Source organism: Fodinicurvata sp. EGI_FJ10296, from assembly GCF_040712075.1.
GTDB lineage: Bacteria > Pseudomonadota > Alphaproteobacteria > DSM-16000 > Inquilinaceae > JBFCVL01.
In genome coordinates this window covers 170,906-188,616 of record NZ_JBFCVL010000007.1, presented here as the reverse complement: position 1 = coordinate 188,616, position 17,711 = coordinate 170,906, and the positions used below count along the sequence as shown (strand labels likewise).

Genomic DNA, 17,711 nt, shown 5'->3' with positions numbered 1-17,711 from the left:
GGGGGCAAGTGTTAATGGAACCGGATCATAATATCGACGGCAACGACGCGACAGGCAACGAAGTGGTCCCTCTCCTGCGGGGGTGTCCGGTCGATCACCCGGCAGTGACACTCGGCAGGACGGGATTGCTGTTGCTTAATCTGGGTACGCCCGATGCAACGGATTTCTGGTCCGTGCGCCGATATCTGAAACAGTTCCTTTCGGATCGTCGGGTGATCGAAGTCAATCCGGTCCTGTGGTGGGTTCTGCTGAACGGCGTCATTTTGAACACGCGCCCGCAGAAGACGGCGCGCGCCTATAAATCGATCTGGAACGAAAGCAGGAACGAGTCGCCACTGAAGACGATTACCCGGTCTCAGGCCGAAAAGGTCCAGTCACGGTTCCGGGACGCCGGCACCGATGAGGTCGTTGTCGAGTGGGGAATGCGTTACGGCAATCCCTCGACCGAAGCGGCGATTTCCCGTCTGGCCGAGCAGGGGTGCACGCGTCTGGTCGTCCTGCCGCTCTATCCGCAATACAGCGCATCCACGACGGCGACAGCCTGCGACGAAGTCTTCAGCGTCCTGTCGCGCATGCGCTGGCAACCGACGCTCCGGGTCGTTCCGCCATATTTCGAGCATACGGCCTATATTGAAACACTCGCCGCATCCGTTACGCGGCACGTTGCGGCGCTGGACTTTGTTCCGGAAGTGCTGCTGATGTCGTTTCACGGTCTGCCGCAATCGTATCTGAGGAAAGGCGATCCCTACCACTGCCATTGCGCCAAGACGGGCCGGTTGTTGTCAGAAAAGCTGGGCTGGAAAGAGACGCGCATCGTCATGTCGTTTCAGTCGCGTTTCGGCAATGAACCCTGGCTCCAACCCTATACCGACGAAACCGTTGCCGATCTGGCGCGCAAGGGCGCCCGGCGGATCGCAGTGGTCGCCCCGGGGTTCGCCTCCGACTGCGTTGAAACGCTGGAAGAACTGAACCAGGAAGTCCGCGAGGCGTTCATCGAGAACGGCGGAACCCATTTCGCGGCGCTGCCCTGTTTGAACGACGAGGCGGGGCATATCGAAATGCTGAAGGATCTGGCGATGGAGAATCTTGCCGGCTGGATCGACACGGCGACCGCACCCGCCGCTGCGTCGGTGGCGGTCGGTCGATCGTGAGCGGGATCGGTTGCATAACCAGGCGACGGCGACAATAATGCGCGCAAAGGGGCACGAGGATTTGCCAATGTTGGCACTCTCGGGCTCCGTTGCCGATAAATGCATCGGCCCGTGCGCATCAGCGGGCGGGGCGCCAAATCAGAAACCTGAATGGGAGACGCAACATGAAACGCCGTTCCTTCATCTCCGCGACCACGGGCGCAATTGGCGGCGCGGCTGCTGCCAGCAGCTTTCCGGCCCCTGCGATCGCCCAGGAGAGCCGTGAATGGACCATGGTGACCACGTGGCCGGCCGGATTCCCCGGCCTGGGGACGGGCGCCGCGCGGTTTGCCCAGCGCGTGACGGAGATGAGCGGCGGCCGGCTGACGATCAACGTCTACGGCGCCGGAGAACTGGTCCCGGCCTTCGAGGCGTTCGACGCCGTGACCGGCGGTACGGCAGATCTGTTTCACGGCACTCCCTATTACTGGCAGGGGCGCTCACCGGCATTCAACTTCTTTACCTCCGCGCCCTATGCACTGACGGTAGGCGAACACGATGCCTGGATCCGCTGGGGCGGCGGGCAGGAACTCTGGGACGAGTTCTATGACGGCTACGGCCTCAAGGGCTTCATGAGCGGCAATACCTCGATCCAGATGGGCGGCTGGTTCCCGAACGAATTGTCGAGCCTGGACGACATCCAGGGGCTGTCGTTCCGTACTGCCGGTCTGGGTGGCGAAGTGTGGCGCCGCGTTGGGATGAATGTGCAGACGCTGCCGGGCGGCGAGATCTATCAGGCGCTCGACGCCGGAACGCTCGACGCCGCCGAGTGGGTGGGGCCATGGAACGATCTGGCGCTCGGATTGCACCGCGTCAACAAGTTCTACTATGGGCCGAGCATGATCGAGCCCAGTGCCGCGACGGAAATTACCGTCGACAAGGCGAAATTCGAGGAACTGCCGAGTGACCTGCAAATGATTGTTCGCGCCGCTGCGGACGCCGAGAACAACATCGTGACGGCAGAGTTCAATCAGCAGAACATCCGGGCGCTCGATGTCCTGATCAACGAACATGACGTTCAGCTCCGCGAATGGCCCGACGACATCACCCGCGCCCTGGCCGAAGCCAGTGCCGAGGTTGTGGGAGAAGTCGCCGAAAACGACGAGATGACGGGCCGGATCGTCGACTCCCTGGCCTCGTTCCGTGAAAGTGCCGTACGCTGGGCCGCCATCGGCGAGCAGTCCTTCGCCGCAACACGGTTGCTCGATATACCGTTCCCGCGCTAGGGTCCCGCCGCTCGGTCGCGCTGCCTTTGCCGCGGGGCCGGGCTTCATCCTGCTGAGCAACGACGCTCCCTCCATTACCGCACAAGCCCGACGCGCATGCCGGACAGTTCTTCGTGATCTTTTCAATCTGTCGATTCATCGAGCGGGCGAACACATATCTGGGCCTTGCCGCCATGTGGTTGGTGCTGGCCATGGTGCTCGTCCAGTTTGCGATCGTCGTCCTGCGTTATGTCTTCGGCGTCGGATCGCTGTACATGTTCGAATCCGTGATCTACATGCACGGCATTCTGTTCATGGCTGCCGCCGCGTACACCCTGGCGGTCGACAAGCATGTTCGCGTCGATATCTTCTACGGTGAGGCCCCGCCCCGGCGAAAGGCCGCGATCGACCTTTTCGGGGCGCTGTTCCTGCTGCTGCCGACCTGCGCGCTTGTCTGGTGGTTGGGGTTTCCCTATGTCGCGCGGTCCTGGGCGGTCCTGGAAGGATCGCGGGAAACCAGCGGTCTGCCGGCCATTTTCCTGCTGAAAACGTTCATTCTGGTGTTTGCCGCTACCCTGTTCGCCCAGGGTATCGTCATGGCCGTGCGCGCGGCCGCCCATCTGACAGGCCGGCCCATGGACGACACCTATTCCGCCGGCGGATGAGTAACGTTCGATGGCCGTAAACGAGATTCTGGACCTTTTGATGTTCGCGACGCTGTGCGCCGCGATCCTGATCGGCTTTCCCGTGGCGTTCACTCTGGCCGGGGTCAGTCTGCTGTTCGCGCTGATCGGCAGCGCGTTCGGCGTATTCAATCTGTCGATCCTGGGCGCATTTCCACAACGCATCTTCGGGACGATGACCAATCAGGTCCTGATCGCCGTTCCGCTGTTCATTGCAATGGGCGTGCTGCTGGAACGCTCGAAGGTCGCCGAACAGCTCCTGGAATCAATGACACTGTTGTTCGGGCGCCTCAGGGGCGGCCTGGGAATCTCGGTGTGTATCGTGGGTGCGTTGATGGCGGCATCGACGGGCATCGTTGGCGCGACGGTCGTCACCATGGGGCTGATGGCGCTGCCCACGATGCTGCGCCATCGCTATGATCCGGCCCTTGCCGCCGGCACCATCTCGGCGGCGGGCACGCTGGGGCAGATCATACCGCCGTCGATCGTGCTTATCCTGCTTGGCGACGTTTTGGCCTCGTCCTATCAGCAGGCTCAACTGGATCAGGGCATTTTTTCGCCGGAAACAATCGCCGTGGGCGACCTGTTCGCGGGCGCCCTGATACCCGGCCTCTGTCTCGTCGGGCTCTACCTGGTTTATCAGATCCTGACCGCGTGGCTGCGCCCGGCGGCGATGCCCGCGCTTTCCCCGGACGATATTCCGGCTGCCTCCGTCGGACGCATCTGGCGGTATCTATTCTCGGCTCTGGTGCCGCCGATCGCCCTTATCTTTGCCGTTCTGGGGTCGATCCTCGGCGGCATCGCCACCCCGACAGAGGCCGCGAGCGTCGGTGCGGTCGGTGCGCTCCTTCTCGCGGGGCTGCAGTCTGACGGTGCCAGACGGGGGCTGTTGAGGCTCGGCGTGACCAGTCTTGTCGGCCTCGTTGCGCTGACAGTGCTGTTCGACCTGAGGGTTACCCGGTCGGAATTTTCGGTGGGAGAGGGTATCGCGATCGGCGCGGCGGTTCTGCTGACCGTTCTGGCGGCGGCCGCCATCGCCGAAGCGATCCGGGCGACCATCCGTTCCGACGTGCTCCAGCCGGTGATGCGCAACACGGCGGAGCTGACCGCCATGGTGTTCGCGATCCTCATCGGTGCCGCCCTTTTTGCCGTGGTTTTTCGCGGACTGGGCGGGGACGAAACCATTCGCGCTCTGCTCGAAGGCCTGCCCGGCGGCGTGACCGGTGCCATGATCGTCGTCATGGCCACGATCTTCGTTCTCGGGTTTTTCCTGGATTTCATCGAGATAACGCTGGTCGTGGTGCCGCTCGTAGCGCCGGCTCTGATGATCATGGGAGTCGACCCGATCTGGCTCGGCATCATGATCGCCCTCAATCTGCAGACATCGTTCCTGACGCCGCCGTTCGGATTCGCGCTGTTCTATTTGCGGGGCGTGGCGCCAGCGTCGGTCAGGACCAGCGACATCTATCGCGGCGTCATGCCGTTCATTGCCATTCAGATCGTGGCGCTGATCGGCGTGGCGGCGTTCCCGGCGCTGGCCACATGGCTGCCGTCGGTCCTTTTCTGATGGGCCTGTGCTGACCGGCTGCCATCAAAGACGTCGCCTTTCCACTGCCGGCAGCGCCTCGATTTCGGCGATCATTTCGGACGTGGTCCTGGTGCGGCAGAAATGGCCCTTCATCGCCCTGATAGACTGGTCGTGGCCGGTCGAGGTCTCCGCAGCGCAGGCATCGTCGATCTGTGTGACGAGAAAGCCGCGATCGGCCGCGTCGCGTATGGCCGATTCCACGCATTGGTCGGTCATCACGCCATAGACGATCAGGAAGTCGATGCCCAGATTGCGCAGCACATACTCGATATTCGTGGAATTGAAAATTCCCGAAGACGTTTTCGGAATGACGATGTCGTCGCCGGTGGGGCCGACTGCGTCGATCACCTGCGCTTCCCACGAGCCCTTGGGGTGGTGCAGTCTGGAGATCTTGTGGTCGAGACTGCGGTCGCGGCCATCCTGGGTCAGGCTTTCGATGACCGTATAGATGACTTCGATGCCCCTGGCCCGCGCGGCTGTCTGCAGGCGGCGCTGGTTGGGCAGCACGACCCGATCGACTCGGTCCAGGAACTCCGCATATGGCGCTTCGGCAGCGTCTCCGGCCTCTGCGCGCTTCAGCCTTTCGGCACTGTATTCGGCGTTCTGCATGTCGATCGACAGCAGCGCTGTTCGTGCCGGGTCGATGGGTCGTTCCCGGTACGCACCTCTGGGCGCGTCAATTGCGGGAAGGTCGGCAGGGGTGTCCAATGCTGACATGGTTTCGGCTCCAGGCTTTCAGGATCGGGATTCGACCCTCGTAATGAGCATTACAGAATGCAAGAATCAGGGCAATATCGTAACGATCGACGATCGGCCCGATCTGGGGTCGGGGCCGGGGCCGGAACCGGGGGAGGACGGGCGTGGCGAGCACGGAAAGCCAACACCAACCCACACTGATGGATCGTATCAAGGCGAGCATGCCCTCGCTGACCAACGCAGAGCGGCGGGCAGCGCGGGCGCTGCTGGCCCGCTATCCGACAACCGGCCTGGATACGGTCGGTTTGTTCGCCGAACGCGCCGGCGTCAGCGGGCCGACGGTGCTGCGCTTCATCGGCAAACTCGGTTTTGACGGCTATGCCGATTTTCGCCGGGCCCTGCGCGACGAGGTTGAAGCGCAGGCGGAATACCCCCTGACCCGGCCGCCGGAAGCCGATAGCCACGCTTCGGGTTTCACGGCTCTGGGCGACCGGCTCGTCGCGACCGTCACCGATACGGTTTCCATGTGCCAGCGTTCGGAAATCGACCGATTACTCGAACTGCTGTGCGACGAACGCCGGGATATCTATGTTCTCGGCGGCGATTTTACCGAAATGGCGGCCCGTCACCTGGAGTTCCATCTCAGAAAGATGCGCCCGCGCGTGCGCCTGGTCGGCCACGATCTGGTCCGGCGGGCCGATATCCTGACCGACCTGCGGCGGCGCGACGTGCTGATCGCCTTCGATATACGCCGGTATCAGCGCGAGACCGTGACCACGGTCGCGCTGGCAAAGGCAAGAGGGGCGAAAACCGTCCTGTTTACCGATCAATGGATGTCGGATGCGGCGGAATCCGCTGACATGGCGTTCCGCGCCCGGGTCGACGGCCCGTCCCGTTGGGACAGTCTGGTCGGCATGATCACGCTGGTCGAGGTCATCGCCCAGGCCTTCGACGAACGGATCTGGTCGAACGCCAGAGGCCGGATCGAGGTCATCGAATCCTACCGCGACACGCTGCTTCCGGGTGCGGACAGCGACGATTCCGGCGATCTCTGAGCGGCCATCCGGGTTGTTCGAATTATTCCGGATTGATCTTCTGGAACGCATTCTGTAACGTTTAGATCATGAAGGATAGGGGCGCCAGTTCCCGCCTTTGCGCAATCGGTTGCCATTTCCCGGAGACCGGAATGTCGACAGACGGGCTCATTGTCCTGGAAGTTGAGGATCTGTCGAAGCATTTCGGCGGCCTGGCGGCGTTAAGCGACTATCGCCTCGATCTGGCGCGCAACGATGTCCTGGGTCTGATCGGACCCAACGGCGCGGGAAAAACCACCGCATTCAACTTGCTGACCGGTGTTCTTGCGCCGACTGGCGGCCGAATCCGGCTCGCCGGAGCCGATCTGGCCGGTGTCGGTCCCGAGGCGTTTGCCAGCGCCGGTATCGCCCGGACGTTCCAGAATATCCGGCTGTTTCGGGATCTGACAGTCTGGGAGAATGTCGCGGTCGGGTTGCACATGCGCCAGGGCCCCGGATGGCTCGCGACGATACTGGGATTGCCCGGCGCCGTCGCCCGCGAAGGCGAGATCCGCGACCGCTCGGCGGCGCTGCTGGCGGATCTCGGACTGGCCGACGCCGTCGATCGGCGCGCCGGCGATCTGCCCTATGGCTTGCAGCGCAAGGTCGAGATTGCCCGGGCTCTGGCCACGGCGCCCACTGTCCTGTTGCTGGACGAGCCGGCGGCCGGGATGAACCCGTCGGAGACTGCGGCCCTGACCGAGACGCTGCGCGGCATCGCCTCTGCCGCTGACGCGCCGACGCTGATCGTGGTCGAGCATGACATGAAGCTCGTCATGTCGCTTTGCAGCCGGGTTCAGGTTCTCAACCGCGGTTTGTTGATCGCCGACGGCAAACCCGCGGACATCCAGCGCCACGAAGACGTAATCGCCGCCTATCTGGGCAGCGGGCGGCGAAGCCGGAAAGGGCGTCGACATGCTCACGCTTGAGGGCCTTGATGTCTGGCGCGGCGCCTCGCAGGTTCTGCGACAGGTCAGCCTGCATGTCGATCAGGGTGAAATCGTCGCCTTGCTGGGCGCGAACGGCGCCGGCAAGACATCGACGCTGCTGGCTATTTCAGGTGTATTGCGTCCTCGAAGCGGGACGATCGGCCTGACAGTCGACAACCGCAGATCGGATCTGGCCCGGCTTCAGCCCAGCGATATCGTCGCGGCGGGGATCGCCCACTGCCCGGAAGGCCGTCAGGTTTTTGGCGGCATGACGGTATTGGAGAATCTGAAACTGGGCGCGTATTTGCGCAGCGACAGCCGAATCGCGGCGGATATCGACGCCATGATGGTGCTGTTTCCAGTGCTGAGCGAACGCGCAGGCGGCCTGGCTGGCCAGCTTTCCGGCGGCGAGCAGATGATGCTGGCCATGGCGCGGGCCATGATGTCGCGGCCGAAGCTGTTGCTGCTGGACGAGCCGTCGCTGGGCCTGGCGCCGCAGATGGTCGATACGATCTTCGATGTTATCGACGATATCCGCGACGAGGGAACCACCGTATTGCTGGTCGAACAGAACGCCAGTATGGCGCTGGACGTTGCCGATCGGGCCTATGTGCTGGAAACCGGCGAAATTCAGCTATCCGGACCGGCCGGCGACCTCGCCGACGATCCGCGTGTGCGCGAGGCTTATCTGGGGCTGACGACCGCTCCTACTCAATCCGAAGCCCGAACCGATCCGGAAACCGACGGGGCGAAACTGTCATGACGGCGGGATATGTCCTCCAGCAGCTTATCAACGGCATGGTGCTGGGGTCGCTCTACGCCCTGATCGCGGTCGGATTCTCGATGATCTACGGCATTGTTCGGCTGATCAACTTCGCCCATGGCGACGTGATGATGGTCGGCGCGTTCAGCGCCTTCGCCATTCTGACGGTGTTCGGCCTGCCTCTCTGGACGGCACTGCTCGCGGTGCTGATCATCGGCGCCCTGATTGCGATGTTGATCGATATGGCGGCTTTTCGCCCGCAGCGCGATGCACCGCAAGTCAACGGGTTCATCACCTCGCTCGGCGTTTCGATCCTGATGCAGAATCTCGGCATATTGTTGCTGTCGGGCCAACCGCGACCGTTCAACTTGCCAGACTGGATGCGGACCAATATCGACGTCTTCGGCGCGCGGCTGACGGTTCTGGAACTGACCATCGTCATCCTGACCGCTGTCATTCTGGGTGGGTTGTCGCTGTTCGTGCAGCGCTCGCGGCTGGGTATGGCCATGCGCGCGACGGCGGAGAATCCGCTGGCGGCCAGCCTGATGGGCATCCGGATCAACCGGGCGATCGCGACGGCCTTTGGCGTCGGCGGCGCCCTTGCGGGGGTTGCGGGCATCATGTGGGCCGGACGCGCCGGACAGATCGATCCACTCATGGGCTTCCTTCCGGGACTGAAAGCCTTCGTTGCGGCCGTCATTGGCGGTGTCGGCAGTCTGACCGGTGCCGTGCTGGGCGGCTTCATCCTCGGCTTTGCCGAAGTGCTGTTCGTCGGCATGTTGCCGCCGATCTACGGATCCTATCGGGACGCGTTCGTGTTCGGTTTGCTGATCGTCATCCTGCTGTTCCTGCCCAACGGAATCATGGGCCGGGTTTCGGAGGAACGGGCATGAAGCCGCAGCGTCACCAGATCGCCTGGGCCGTGCTGGCCGCCGCTGCCGTGCTGCTGGTCGCGTTCGCGGAAACCTTCCTCAGTGGGTACGAGCGCACAGTGATCGGCTTTGCCGGGATCTATGCCATTCTGGTCGTCAGTCTCAGTTTTTCCAATGGCCTGACGGGGCTTTTCTCACTTGGCCATCCGGCGTTCATGATGCTGGGGGGCTATGTCGCAGCGGTCCTGACATTCCCCGCCAACCGCAAGGGCTTCATGTTACCCGCGCTGCCGGAATGGCTTGCCACAGCGGAACTGTCGCTGTTTCCCGCCACGGTAATCGGCGGTGCTGCGGCGGCGTTTGCCGCGGTGATCGTCGGCTTTCCGGTGCTGCGTCTGCGCGGCCATTATCTGGCAGTGGCCACGCTCGGCCTGATCATCATTCTGCGCGTGCTGATCAATAATGCTGACGGCCTGACGCGCGGCGCCCTTGGACTGAACGGCATCCCCCGGATGACGTCGCTCTGGTGGATCCTCGGCTGGCTGGCGGTGACGCTACTGGTTTGCTGGCGTCTGAAGCATTCGTCGGTCGGACGCAGTTTGCTGGCGATCCGCGAGAACGAGATGGCGGCCGCCTGTATGGGGGTCAACCGGGCCGGAGCCAAGCTGACCGCGTTTTCCGTCGGCGCCTTCTTCGCCGGCATCAGCGGCGCATTGTGGGCGCATCTCCTGACCAATCTGACGCCTGGATCGTTCAATCTCACCATGGCCTTCATGCTGGTCGTCATGGTGGTGATCGGCGGCAGCGGCAGTCTCGTCGGCGCGATTCTCGCTGCGGTATCGATCACGGTTCTGAGAGAAGTGCTGCGGCCGGTCGAACAGGCCGTCGGCGCCTATGGACTTGTGCAGGTGATCATTGCGCTATTGCTGATCGCAACGCTGCTGCTGCGGCCGCAGGGATTCTTCGGCAGTTCCGAGCCACGAATATTGAGACCCGGACCTGTCGCGTCCCGGACCGAAAGGTCCGAACTCCCCGACCAGGGCGCCCCGTCGGCGGCCAGGCCGGCTGAAAAATAAAACGGAAAAGGAGGCTTTTCATGATCAAGCATACCCTGACAACCGCCACGGCGCTCGCGCTCGTGGCCGGTCTCGCATCGACCGGATCGCAGGCCCAGGCCCAGGACGGTGAGCCGATCCGCGTCGCCGCCCTCTATTCGCTGACCGGTGGTCTGTCGTCGCTGGACGGCCCGTCGCTGCAGGGCGCCGAACTGCATGTCGAGCAGATCAACGAAGAAGGTGGCGTACTCGGGCGGCCGCTGGAACTGGTCGTCTTCGACACGCGCACCGATCAGCAGGTGACGGCGACCGCCGCGCAGGAAGCGGTCTCGTCGGATGTCGTTGCCGGTTTCGGCCAGTCGGACACGACCTTCGTGATGGCCGCCGCACCCACCTTCCAGGAAGCGGGCATCCCGTTCGTCACATCGGGTGCCACGCATCCGATGCTGCCGACCTGGGTGGGCGACCACATGTTCATGGCGGCCTTCGGCGATGACGATCAGTCCTACGCCATCGCCGACTATGCCTATGACACGATGGGGCTTCGCCGGGTCTATGTCTGGACCGATAACTCGATGGACTTTACCCGCGCCCTGACCCAGTTCTTCGTCGAACGGTTCCAGGAGCGTGGCGGCGAGATCATCGACGAAGATTTCTTCATGATGGGCGACACCGATTTCTCGGCCCAGATCGCCCGCCTGGAAGATGTCGACCCTGCACCGGATGCCGTGTTCATTTCGGCCATCCCCAGCGAAGCCGGCCTGACCGTACGCCAGATCCGCGAAGCCGGCATCGAGTTCCCGATCATCTCCGGTGACGGATTCGATACGGAACTGGTGGCGACGGTACCGGGGCCGGAACTGGCCAATGACGTCTTCTTCTCGTCCCACACCTATCTGGCCGACGACCGGCCCGAGGTGCAGGCGTTCATTGATGACTACACCGAGCATTTCGGTCATCCGCCGGAGAATTCGTTCGCGCCGCTCGGCTATGACGCGATCGGTCTGATCGCCGCCGCAATCGAAGAGGCGGGGAGCGACGACCCGGCTGCAGTCCGCGACGCGCTGGAGGCGACGCGGGACTATCCGGCCGTAACGGGCACCGTTTCCTATACACGCGAAACCATGGTGCCGCCGAAGCCGGTCTCCATCATTTCCGTTCAGGGCGCCGAGTTCAACGTCGAGGAAATCTGGCGTCCGGAATAACGCCGGATGGCGGGGCGGCACGGGAAAGCCCGTGCCGCCCCGGCTTTCCTCCTGCCTCACGCCCCAGCTCATTCCAGGAGCCAGTACCGTGGAAACCACGCCCGAAGAAGTGATTCTGGTCTGCTGCAGCGATATTGCCGGTCAGGTTCGTGGAAAAGGCTTTCCCGCCCGCGATCTCGAAAAGCGCCGGCGTCTCGGCGTCGGGTGGACGCCGACCAATATCATGATCAATTGCCTGGGCGGCATACCGGCGACGCCGTTCGGCCCACGCGGCGACCTGTTCCTGGTCCCGGCCAGGGAAGGCCGCGTCCTGCTCGATTTCGCCGACGGCACCCCGCGCGAGCAATGGTATCTGGGCGATATTCTGGAACTGGACGAGACCCCGTGGGACTGCTGTCCGCGATCGTTTCTGAAGCGGGCTCTGGCCGCATTGGAAACGGAGACCGGGCTGTCCTTGCTGGCCAGTTTCGAGCACGAATTCCATCTCGACAAGGCTCACGCCCGAAGCGGGGATTCCTATGGGCTCGGCTCCATGCGATCGATCGCCGGATTCACCCGCGACTTCATCGGCGCGCTCAGGGCGAACGGGCTGGAGCCGGATACCTTCCTGCCGGAATATGGCACCCGGCAATACGAGATCACGATTGACCCGACGACCGGACTGGAAGCGGCCGACAGGGCGGTCAAACTGCGCGAGCTGTGCCGCGCCGTCGCCGAGCGTCACGAAATGACCGCCAGTTTCTCGCCGCTGGTCGCGCGGGGCGGTGTCGGCAACGGCGTGCATATTCATTGCAGCCTGGTGGACAGCGACGGACAGTCGGTAACCTACGATCCACAGGGTGTGGGCGGGCTTTCGCCGAAGGCGGGCGCCTTTGCCGCCGGGATCCTGCGCCATGTGCGGGCCCTCTGTGCGATCACGGCCCCCAGTCTGGTGTCGTATGATCGCCTGCGGCCCCATTCATGGTCGGCCTTCTGGGGCAATCTCGGCCTGCGTGACCGTGAGGCCGGCTTGCGCATCTGCCCCGTGCCGGCAGCCGGCGACATCGACCCGGCGCCGCGCTACAACATGGAATTCCGCGCCGCCGATGCTGCCGCCAGCCCCTATCTGCAACTGGGCATGCTGATTTTTGCCGGGCTTCAGGGACTGCGAGAAGGGCTTCCGACCCCCGCAATACACGACGGAGATCCCGGTGATCTTTCAGATGCCGAGCGTGAGACGATGGGCATCCAGGCATTGCCCCGAACTCTGGCCGAGGCTCTGGAAGCCCTGGAGACGGACGACGTCGCCAGTGGCTGGCTCGGCCCAGGCTTGCGCCAGGCTTATCTGATGCACAAACGCGGCGAGATATCGATGCTTGAAGATCGCAGCCCTGACGAACTGTGCCGGGTCTACGCCGAGGCCTACTGAGGAACCTGTAGAATGTCTTTTCAATCCGAGATCGCCGGGGGCGCCGGCCCCGGCCTGCTGGGCCCCGGCGATCCGCAGCCGGTCGGCGAAATGAACGCCGACTCCCGCTCGCGCATCTTTCTGATCTGCGATCATGCCGGCAACGCCGTGCCGACGGCGCTGAATGATCTGGGCTTGCCGGCGTCCGAACTCAGCCGCCATATCGGCATCGATATCGGCGCCCTGCCGGTGGCAGAGGGCCTCGCGGCAAGGCTCGACGCGCCGCTTGTCTTTCAGCGCTATTCGCGTCTCGTGATCGACTGCAACCGGCGGACCGACGCCAGTGCATCGATGCCCGTCGTGGCCGACGGTACGCCGGTGCCGGGCAACGAGAATCTCGACGCCGCTGCCCGGGCGGCACGGGTCGATGCCATCCTGACCCCTTATCACGATACCATCCGGCGCCGTCTCGATGCCCGTGCCGCTGCCGGCATCCCGACCTTGCTGGTGGCCGTTCACAGCTTCACGCCTTCGCTGAAGGCTCGTCCTGCCGATCGCCCGTGGCATGTCGGCCTGTGCTGGGCCGAACATGGGGTGTTTTCGCACCATGTCCTGCGGGCCCTGGCCCGGGAGGGCGATTTCGTGCTGGGTGAGAACGAGCCCTATACCGTCGATATGACGAACGACTATTCGATCCCGGAACATGGCGAGAAGCGCGGACTGCCCTATGCCGAGTTGGAGATTCGCCAGGATCTCATCGGGGATCCCGGCGGTCAGACCCGCTGGGCCGATCGGCTCGCACGCGTGCTGACGGCTGCAGCCGAAACCTTCGATCGCGACGAGAACGGCCGGAACGGGAGCGCGTGACATGGCCCGACGAACCATTCCCGCCCGCACGGCGCCGATCGACCCCGAAGGCACGGCGCTTCTGTTGATCGATGTGCAGAAGGGGATCTTCTTTCCCGCAGCGGCAGAGGATCGCCCCTGGTTTCACCGCTCGGCGGCGGAACGCGCCGTGCCCAACATGGCTCGACTGTTGTCGGCGGCGCGGGCGGCGCGGGCGGAGGTCGTCCATACGGTGATCCAGAGTCTGACCCGGGACGGCCGGGACCGGAGCATCGACTACAAGCAGACCGGCTTCCACTTTGCCCCCGGCAGTGTGGAGGCCGAAGCGTGCGACGAGGTGGCGCCTGCGGCCGACGAGATGGTGCTCGCGAAGTCATCCTCCAGCCTGTTCAACTCGACGGTTTTCGAGTACCTGCTGCGCAACATGGGCCTGGACACGGTCGTCGTCGCCGGCTTCCTGACCGATCAGTGCGTTGACCACACAATACGCGACGGCGCCGACCGCGGCTTTCGGATGATCTGCGCCGCCGATGCCTGCACAACGGATTCAAGGGAACGCCACGACAATGCGCTCGCCGCCTTCAAGGGCTATTGCAGGGTTGCCAACACGGCCGAAATCGTTGACGAACTGGGGCGTTGACGCGCTATAGCCGCGTGCCGCCCGGTAGGGGCTGAAACCGGACGGCAAGACCGCGCTGGCGCCGGATCCTGCCATCCTCTTCCTTGGTGATCAGCATCATGTCCTGGGGGCCTTCCTCGGGACCGATCGGGGCGACCAGGCGCCCTCCGGGCTTGAGTTGATCGATCAGCGGGCTGGGCACATAGGGCATGGCCATGCGGACCAGTATGGCGTCGAAGCGGCGGTTTTCCGGCCAGCCATAGTATATGTCGCCCTGACGGATGTCGGCTGAATACCCCAGCGCCGCCAGCGTTTCGGCCGCCGTCTCGGCGACGGGCGCATGGAATTCCATCCCCGATACCGAGCGCGCGAGTTGCAAGAGGATCGCGGTTTCATAACCGCCGCCGACGGCGGCCTGAAGAACGTCATCGTCAGGGCCGACATCGAGCAGTTCGAGCATATAGGCCGTAATGAACGGCTGCGACACCGTCGCGCCCTCGGCCACTGGAAGCGGCGCGTCGAAGTAGGAATATATGCGGATGTCCTCGGGCACGAATTCGTGCCTCGGCACGACCTGAAATGCTTCCAGTACGCTATCGGACAGACGAATGCCGCCGAGGTCGGGGGCAAGCGCCAGCGTCTGATAGCGCATGCTTTCCACCATCTCGGATCGCAACAGCGCGTAATCGTCTTCAGACAGGAGGGGGCCGTTCTCTGCCGACGCGGACGCGGTAACAAGCAGGGCCGCGGCAGCGATCAGGGCGCGCGTCGTCGCCTTGCGGGAGGCACTGCAGAGGGGCTGGAACATCGACATTCAGACCTCCCGCGCCGGCTGCTTCGGCGCATTTTAGACCGCTGCACTGCCGGTCAAATGGTTACCGGCGCAAACTGTTCCATCGTTGCCTGCGGGACTGCGCTAAAGGGCAATCAGCTGAAAGAGTCCCTGCATGAACAGATAGGTCAGGATGATCGCCACCGCCAGATAAGCCGATTGTTTTGCGCCAGACATCTCCATCCTCCGTTGTTTCAGCGTCGAGCCCGCTATGGAAGTAGGGCCTGTGCCGCATGTCGTTATCGCTTCGCATCTGCCGGCTCAAGCGTTTCCGGCAGGTCGGCTGGAAATCTGTCACTGTCCACAGGGGGCCGCAACGCCGCAATACGCGAAAGATTAATTCAAATACCTCAGGATACCGCAAGACTTTGCCACAGATCGTGGACAGGCGTCCATGGAATTGCCGGGCCCCTGCCGGTCGGGCGACAGAACCGGTTAGCAGAACCGGGGGCAGGTTTTCTCTGGACGGTCAGCCTGTGCGCTCTTATCTGTGGAAGCACGACGGGATCTGATCCCGCGGACCCGAACGAGCAGCCGGAGACCAGCGATGGTAGACACCCAATCCGATCGTCCTGCACGCGCCGCGGATATCGTCGATATCATCGGTCCGCAAGAGGACTTCGTTATCGCCAGGATCGTGGCGACCGGTGCGTCGGTATCGGATGTCGCCGCGGCCCATACATGGATGAATGCCGACGACGTCATGGGCGAGTCGGGCATCCGTCCGAATACTGGCCGAGTAGCGCAGGTGTGTCAGATTCTGCAGGAACAACTTTCCGCTCAAGACGATCTGTGACGGGCCGCCGCTGGCGAACCGTGCCGGGGTCTCGCGGCGGACCGTCCCGCAATTTCCGCATGACCCTCGCGTCCGTGCCGTAAAAATAGCATGTCGGATTGGCAGCGCGCGGCAGCATCTTATTGATCTGCGGCACGTGCGCGGGATGGTCCCGACGCGGGCGGTCCGCCGGTTCCAACGACAATGCAGTCTTCATATTCCGGGCATCTGCTCGCGTCTTTCACGGCCCTGTGCGCGACGCTCTACGTCGTGTCCGTCGTCGGCGTCTGCCTGTTCAGCGCGGATTGGGCTTTCATCGGACTGTTGGATTTGCCGGCGGCATTTGCGGTCGTCCTCTATGGTGCGACCGGCGTCGCGATCCTCGCATTCGCGGCGTGGTTTGCACTTCTGGCCTGGCGGGCGGAGTTGGCGTTGACCGATCAATCGGGTCAATCACCACTAATCTGACCCCTTGCCTGGCGCTCCTCACTCGCGCAATGATCGCCGCCGTTCCTCTTACCGATCAACGGCGGCACTCATGTCAAGCGATGCCCGATACGCGATATATTTCGGTCCGGCGGCCGAGACGGCCCTGTTCGATCTGGGGCGGGTCTGGCTTGGCCGAGATGTCGTGACCGGCCGGACCCGGCCTCAGCCGACTGTCCCCGGCATTACCGAGGACCGGATGGCGGCGTTGACGCGCAGTCCGCGGTTCTACGGCTTTCACGGCACCCTGAAGGCGCCGTTTTCGCTGGCGCCCGGCCGGACGGCGGAACAGTTGCACGGGGAAGTTTTGGCTTTTGCCGCCGACAGCGCCGCTTTCATGTCGCCACCGCTCGTCCTGGAGTCGCTGGACGGGTTTCTGGCTCTGGTCTTCAGTCGACCTTGCGCGGAAATGCGGGCCCTGTGCGACGATTGTGTCGAGATGTTCGAGCCGTTCCGGGCGCCGCTATCGCCAGAGGATCAAGAGCGGCGGCTGCGGTCGCCGCTGACCGAGCGTCAGCGCGACTATCTCGACCGTTGGGGGTACCCCGGCGTCTTCGATGAATTCACGTTCCACATGACCCTGACCTCACGGCTTCAGGAGCCGGAGCATTCCCTGATCCGCGATACGCTCGAAGACCTGGCCGCCCCGGTTCTATGGGAGCCGGCGTGGATCGATGCGATCGCCATTTACGAGCAGCCGGATCGCGAGACCCCGTTCACCATGACGGCCCGCTATCCGCTTGGCCGCCGGTAAAAGGCGAGGCACCGTTGCTGGCGCCTCAGCAGGCCCCGTTCTCTCAGACACGGGCGCCGAAAGTGAACAGTTTCTTGATTCTGGAGGAGAATCCGTGCCGGCCCTGTTCGCGGTCGACGACGGATTGGTCGGTGACCCAGTTCAGCTGAACGGCCCGGCGCGGCCCTTCGTATGAGTGGTGGCCATGCCATGAATTGTCGGCGCGCTTGAAGATCAGCAGCGTTCCGCCGGCGGGCTCGACCTCGTCTGCATAGTCTTCAAGGTCGGTCCCGTTGCGCAGCAGCCGCAGCCGACCCGACGCATTGGGCCAGCCGTCGTCGTTCATGTAAAGCAGGACGGTGATCAGCTTGGTTTTCGAGTCGGTATGGATCTTGCCGTCGCGCGACCGGCAATAGCCGCGCACGGTATACATCGTCGGCCGATCCGTCAGGTCGATGTCGAATTTGCGTTCCACGGCGCTTCGAAAGGCACTGCCCTGCAACTCGTCGATCAGGGACTGGAAGGCGCCGTCGATGGCCAGACCGTCGGGCGGGTGAGAGCCGGGCCCCGGTACTTCCGGATAGGCCTTGCGCGCCGCGTCCAGTCCCTCCGGCGTCAGGAAATCCTTGACAACCACATAGTTGAACGGGTCGGTCGCCAGGGGCGTTTCGTCCAGTCGGTCGAGCCTGATCATCATGTCTCAAAGTCCACTGACATCGTCCGGCATGGTGCCGTCATTTTGCCGACGGTACTGCACGTCCGGCCGCTGCGAAA

19 protein-coding genes are annotated in these 17,711 nt (G+C 63.5%); 16 read left to right on the top strand and 3 right to left on the bottom strand.

What is annotated here, in order from left to right; all coding sequences use genetic code 11:
• Positions 1–14 precede the first annotated feature (14 nt).
• From hemH to ABZ728_RS16745, 4 genes are all read left to right on the top strand, one after another.
• Complete coding sequence (hemH, locus tag ABZ728_RS16760; RefSeq protein WP_366657382.1) at positions 15–1,151, top strand: ferrochelatase; 1,137 nt, start codon at positions 15–17, stop codon at positions 1,149–1,151.
• Between the two features lie 164 nt (positions 1,152–1,315).
• Positions 1,316–2,416, top strand: coding sequence for a TRAP transporter substrate-binding protein (locus ABZ728_RS16755; RefSeq protein WP_366657381.1), 1,101 nt, complete (start codon positions 1,316–1,318; stop codon positions 2,414–2,416).
• Between the two features lie 113 nt (positions 2,417–2,529).
• Positions 2,530–3,060: a TRAP transporter small permease subunit gene (locus tag ABZ728_RS16750; protein ID WP_366657380.1), complete on the top strand. Its 531-nt coding sequence runs from the start codon at positions 2,530–2,532 to the stop codon at positions 3,058–3,060.
• Positions 3,061–3,070: 10 nt separating this feature from the next.
• Positions 3,071–4,645 (top strand): TRAP transporter large permease subunit, encoded by a 1,575-nt coding sequence (locus ABZ728_RS16745; RefSeq protein ID WP_366657379.1) that lies wholly within the window; start codon positions 3,071–3,073, stop codon positions 4,643–4,645.
• A gap of 24 nt (positions 4,646–4,669) precedes the next feature.
• Here ABZ728_RS16745 and ABZ728_RS16740 read toward each other — a convergent pair whose 3' ends face one another.
• Entirely contained in the window at positions 4,670–5,383 is a 714-nt protein-coding gene (locus ABZ728_RS16740; protein WP_366657378.1) for an isochorismatase family cysteine hydrolase, read from the bottom strand.
• A 143-nt stretch (positions 5,384–5,526) separates the two neighbouring features.
• Here ABZ728_RS16740 and ABZ728_RS16735 point away from each other — a divergent pair, with 143 nt between their 5' ends.
• The 9 genes from ABZ728_RS16735 to ABZ728_RS16695 all read left to right on the top strand — a co-directional run bounded on the left by ABZ728_RS16735 (position 5,527) and on the right by ABZ728_RS16695 (position 14,132).
• Entirely contained in the window at positions 5,527–6,417 is an 891-nt protein-coding gene (locus tag ABZ728_RS16735) for a MurR/RpiR family transcriptional regulator (protein WP_366657377.1), read from the top strand.
• Positions 6,418–6,548: 131 nt separating this feature from the next.
• Complete coding sequence (locus ABZ728_RS16730; RefSeq protein ID WP_366657376.1) at positions 6,549–7,364, top strand: ABC transporter ATP-binding protein; 816 nt, start codon at positions 6,549–6,551, stop codon at positions 7,362–7,364.
• On the top strand, positions 7,351–8,127 hold the full coding sequence (locus tag ABZ728_RS16725; protein ID WP_366657375.1) for an ABC transporter ATP-binding protein: 777 nt from the start codon (positions 7,351–7,353) through the stop codon (positions 8,125–8,127). The genes ABZ728_RS16730 and ABZ728_RS16725 overlap by 14 nt, the downstream gene beginning before the upstream one ends.
• On the top strand, positions 8,124–9,020 hold the full coding sequence (locus ABZ728_RS16720; protein ID WP_366657374.1) for a branched-chain amino acid ABC transporter permease: 897 nt from the start codon (positions 8,124–8,126) through the stop codon (positions 9,018–9,020). The genes ABZ728_RS16725 and ABZ728_RS16720 overlap by 4 nt, the downstream gene beginning before the upstream one ends.
• Positions 9,017–10,075: a branched-chain amino acid ABC transporter permease gene (locus ABZ728_RS16715; protein ID WP_366657373.1), complete on the top strand. Its 1,059-nt coding sequence runs from the start codon at positions 9,017–9,019 to the stop codon at positions 10,073–10,075. The genes ABZ728_RS16720 and ABZ728_RS16715 overlap by 4 nt, the downstream gene beginning before the upstream one ends.
• A 20-nt stretch (positions 10,076–10,095) precedes the next feature.
• Positions 10,096–11,259, top strand: coding sequence for an ABC transporter substrate-binding protein (locus tag ABZ728_RS16710; protein ID WP_366657372.1), 1,164 nt, complete (start codon positions 10,096–10,098; stop codon positions 11,257–11,259).
• 88 nt (positions 11,260–11,347) lie between these two features.
• Positions 11,348–12,667 (top strand): glutamine synthetase family protein, encoded by a 1,320-nt coding sequence (locus ABZ728_RS16705; RefSeq protein WP_366657371.1) that lies wholly within the window; start codon positions 11,348–11,350, stop codon positions 12,665–12,667.
• Between the two features lie 12 nt (positions 12,668–12,679).
• Complete coding sequence (locus tag ABZ728_RS16700; protein ID WP_366657370.1) at positions 12,680–13,513, top strand: N-formylglutamate amidohydrolase; 834 nt, start codon at positions 12,680–12,682, stop codon at positions 13,511–13,513.
• A 1-nt stretch (position 13,514) separates the two neighbouring features.
• The gene (locus ABZ728_RS16695; protein WP_366657369.1) at positions 13,515–14,132 is read left to right on the top strand and encodes an isochorismatase family cysteine hydrolase; all 618 of its coding nucleotides are present in this window, start codon (positions 13,515–13,517) and stop codon (positions 14,130–14,132) included.
• Between the two features lie 4 nt (positions 14,133–14,136).
• On the opposite strand, the gene pcm is transcribed toward ABZ728_RS16695, so the two are convergent.
• Positions 14,137–14,925, bottom strand: a complete 789-nt coding sequence (pcm, locus tag ABZ728_RS16690) for a protein-L-isoaspartate O-methyltransferase (RefSeq protein WP_366657368.1) — start codon at positions 14,923–14,925, stop codon at positions 14,137–14,139.
• A 565-nt stretch (positions 14,926–15,490) separates the two neighbouring features.
• Between pcm and ABZ728_RS16685 the strand changes: the two genes are divergently transcribed.
• From ABZ728_RS16685 to ABZ728_RS16675, 3 genes are all read left to right on the top strand, one after another.
• Positions 15,491–15,739, top strand: coding sequence for a hypothetical protein (locus tag ABZ728_RS16685; protein WP_366657367.1), 249 nt, complete (start codon positions 15,491–15,493; stop codon positions 15,737–15,739).
• Positions 15,740–15,922: 183 nt separating this feature from the next.
• The gene (locus ABZ728_RS16680) at positions 15,923–16,186 is read left to right on the top strand and encodes a hypothetical protein (RefSeq protein ID WP_366657366.1); all 264 of its coding nucleotides are present in this window, start codon (positions 15,923–15,925) and stop codon (positions 16,184–16,186) included.
• A gap of 70 nt (positions 16,187–16,256) precedes the next feature.
• Positions 16,257–16,958 (top strand): DUF1045 domain-containing protein, encoded by a 702-nt coding sequence (locus ABZ728_RS16675; RefSeq protein ID WP_366657365.1) that lies wholly within the window; start codon positions 16,257–16,259, stop codon positions 16,956–16,958.
• A 43-nt stretch (positions 16,959–17,001) separates the two neighbouring features.
• Here the strand turns inward: ABZ728_RS16675 and ABZ728_RS16670 are convergent, their stop codons facing one another.
• Positions 17,002–17,634: a 2OG-Fe(II) oxygenase gene (locus tag ABZ728_RS16670; protein WP_366657364.1), complete on the bottom strand. Its 633-nt coding sequence runs from the start codon at positions 17,632–17,634 to the stop codon at positions 17,002–17,004.
• Between the last annotated feature and the right edge of the window lie 77 nt (positions 17,635–17,711).

Coding starts and splice junctions, on each gene's coding strand:
- ABZ728_RS16700 (WP_366657370.1), top strand. CDS start 12,680: ATGTCTTTTCAATCCGAGATCGCCGGGGGCGCCGGCCCCGGCCTGCTG.
- hemH (WP_366657382.1), top strand. CDS start 15: ATGGAACCGGATCATAATATCGACGGCAACGACGCGACAGGCAACGAA.
- ABZ728_RS16695 (WP_366657369.1), top strand. CDS start 13,515: ATGGCCCGACGAACCATTCCCGCCCGCACGGCGCCGATCGACCCCGAA.
- pcm (WP_366657368.1), bottom strand. CDS start 14,925: ATGTCGATGTTCCAGCCCCTCTGCAGTGCCTCCCGCAAGGCGACGACG.
- ABZ728_RS16675 (WP_366657365.1), top strand. CDS start 16,257: ATGTCAAGCGATGCCCGATACGCGATATATTTCGGTCCGGCGGCCGAG.
- ABZ728_RS16670 (WP_366657364.1), bottom strand. CDS start 17,634: ATGATGATCAGGCTCGACCGACTGGACGAAACGCCCCTGGCGACCGAC.
- ABZ728_RS16740 (WP_366657378.1), bottom strand. CDS start 5,383: ATGTCAGCATTGGACACCCCTGCCGACCTTCCCGCAATTGACGCGCCC.
- ABZ728_RS16715 (WP_366657373.1), top strand. CDS start 9,017: ATGAAGCCGCAGCGTCACCAGATCGCCTGGGCCGTGCTGGCCGCCGCT.
- ABZ728_RS16755 (WP_366657381.1), top strand. CDS start 1,316: ATGAAACGCCGTTCCTTCATCTCCGCGACCACGGGCGCAATTGGCGGC.
- ABZ728_RS16730 (WP_366657376.1), top strand. CDS start 6,549: ATGTCGACAGACGGGCTCATTGTCCTGGAAGTTGAGGATCTGTCGAAG.
- ABZ728_RS16720 (WP_366657374.1), top strand. CDS start 8,124: ATGACGGCGGGATATGTCCTCCAGCAGCTTATCAACGGCATGGTGCTG.
- ABZ728_RS16685 (WP_366657367.1), top strand. CDS start 15,491: ATGGTAGACACCCAATCCGATCGTCCTGCACGCGCCGCGGATATCGTC.
- ABZ728_RS16725 (WP_366657375.1), top strand. CDS start 7,351: ATGCTCACGCTTGAGGGCCTTGATGTCTGGCGCGGCGCCTCGCAGGTT.
- ABZ728_RS16680 (WP_366657366.1), top strand. CDS start 15,923: ATGCAGTCTTCATATTCCGGGCATCTGCTCGCGTCTTTCACGGCCCTG.
- ABZ728_RS16710 (WP_366657372.1), top strand. CDS start 10,096: ATGATCAAGCATACCCTGACAACCGCCACGGCGCTCGCGCTCGTGGCC.
- ABZ728_RS16745 (WP_366657379.1), top strand. CDS start 3,071: ATGGCCGTAAACGAGATTCTGGACCTTTTGATGTTCGCGACGCTGTGC.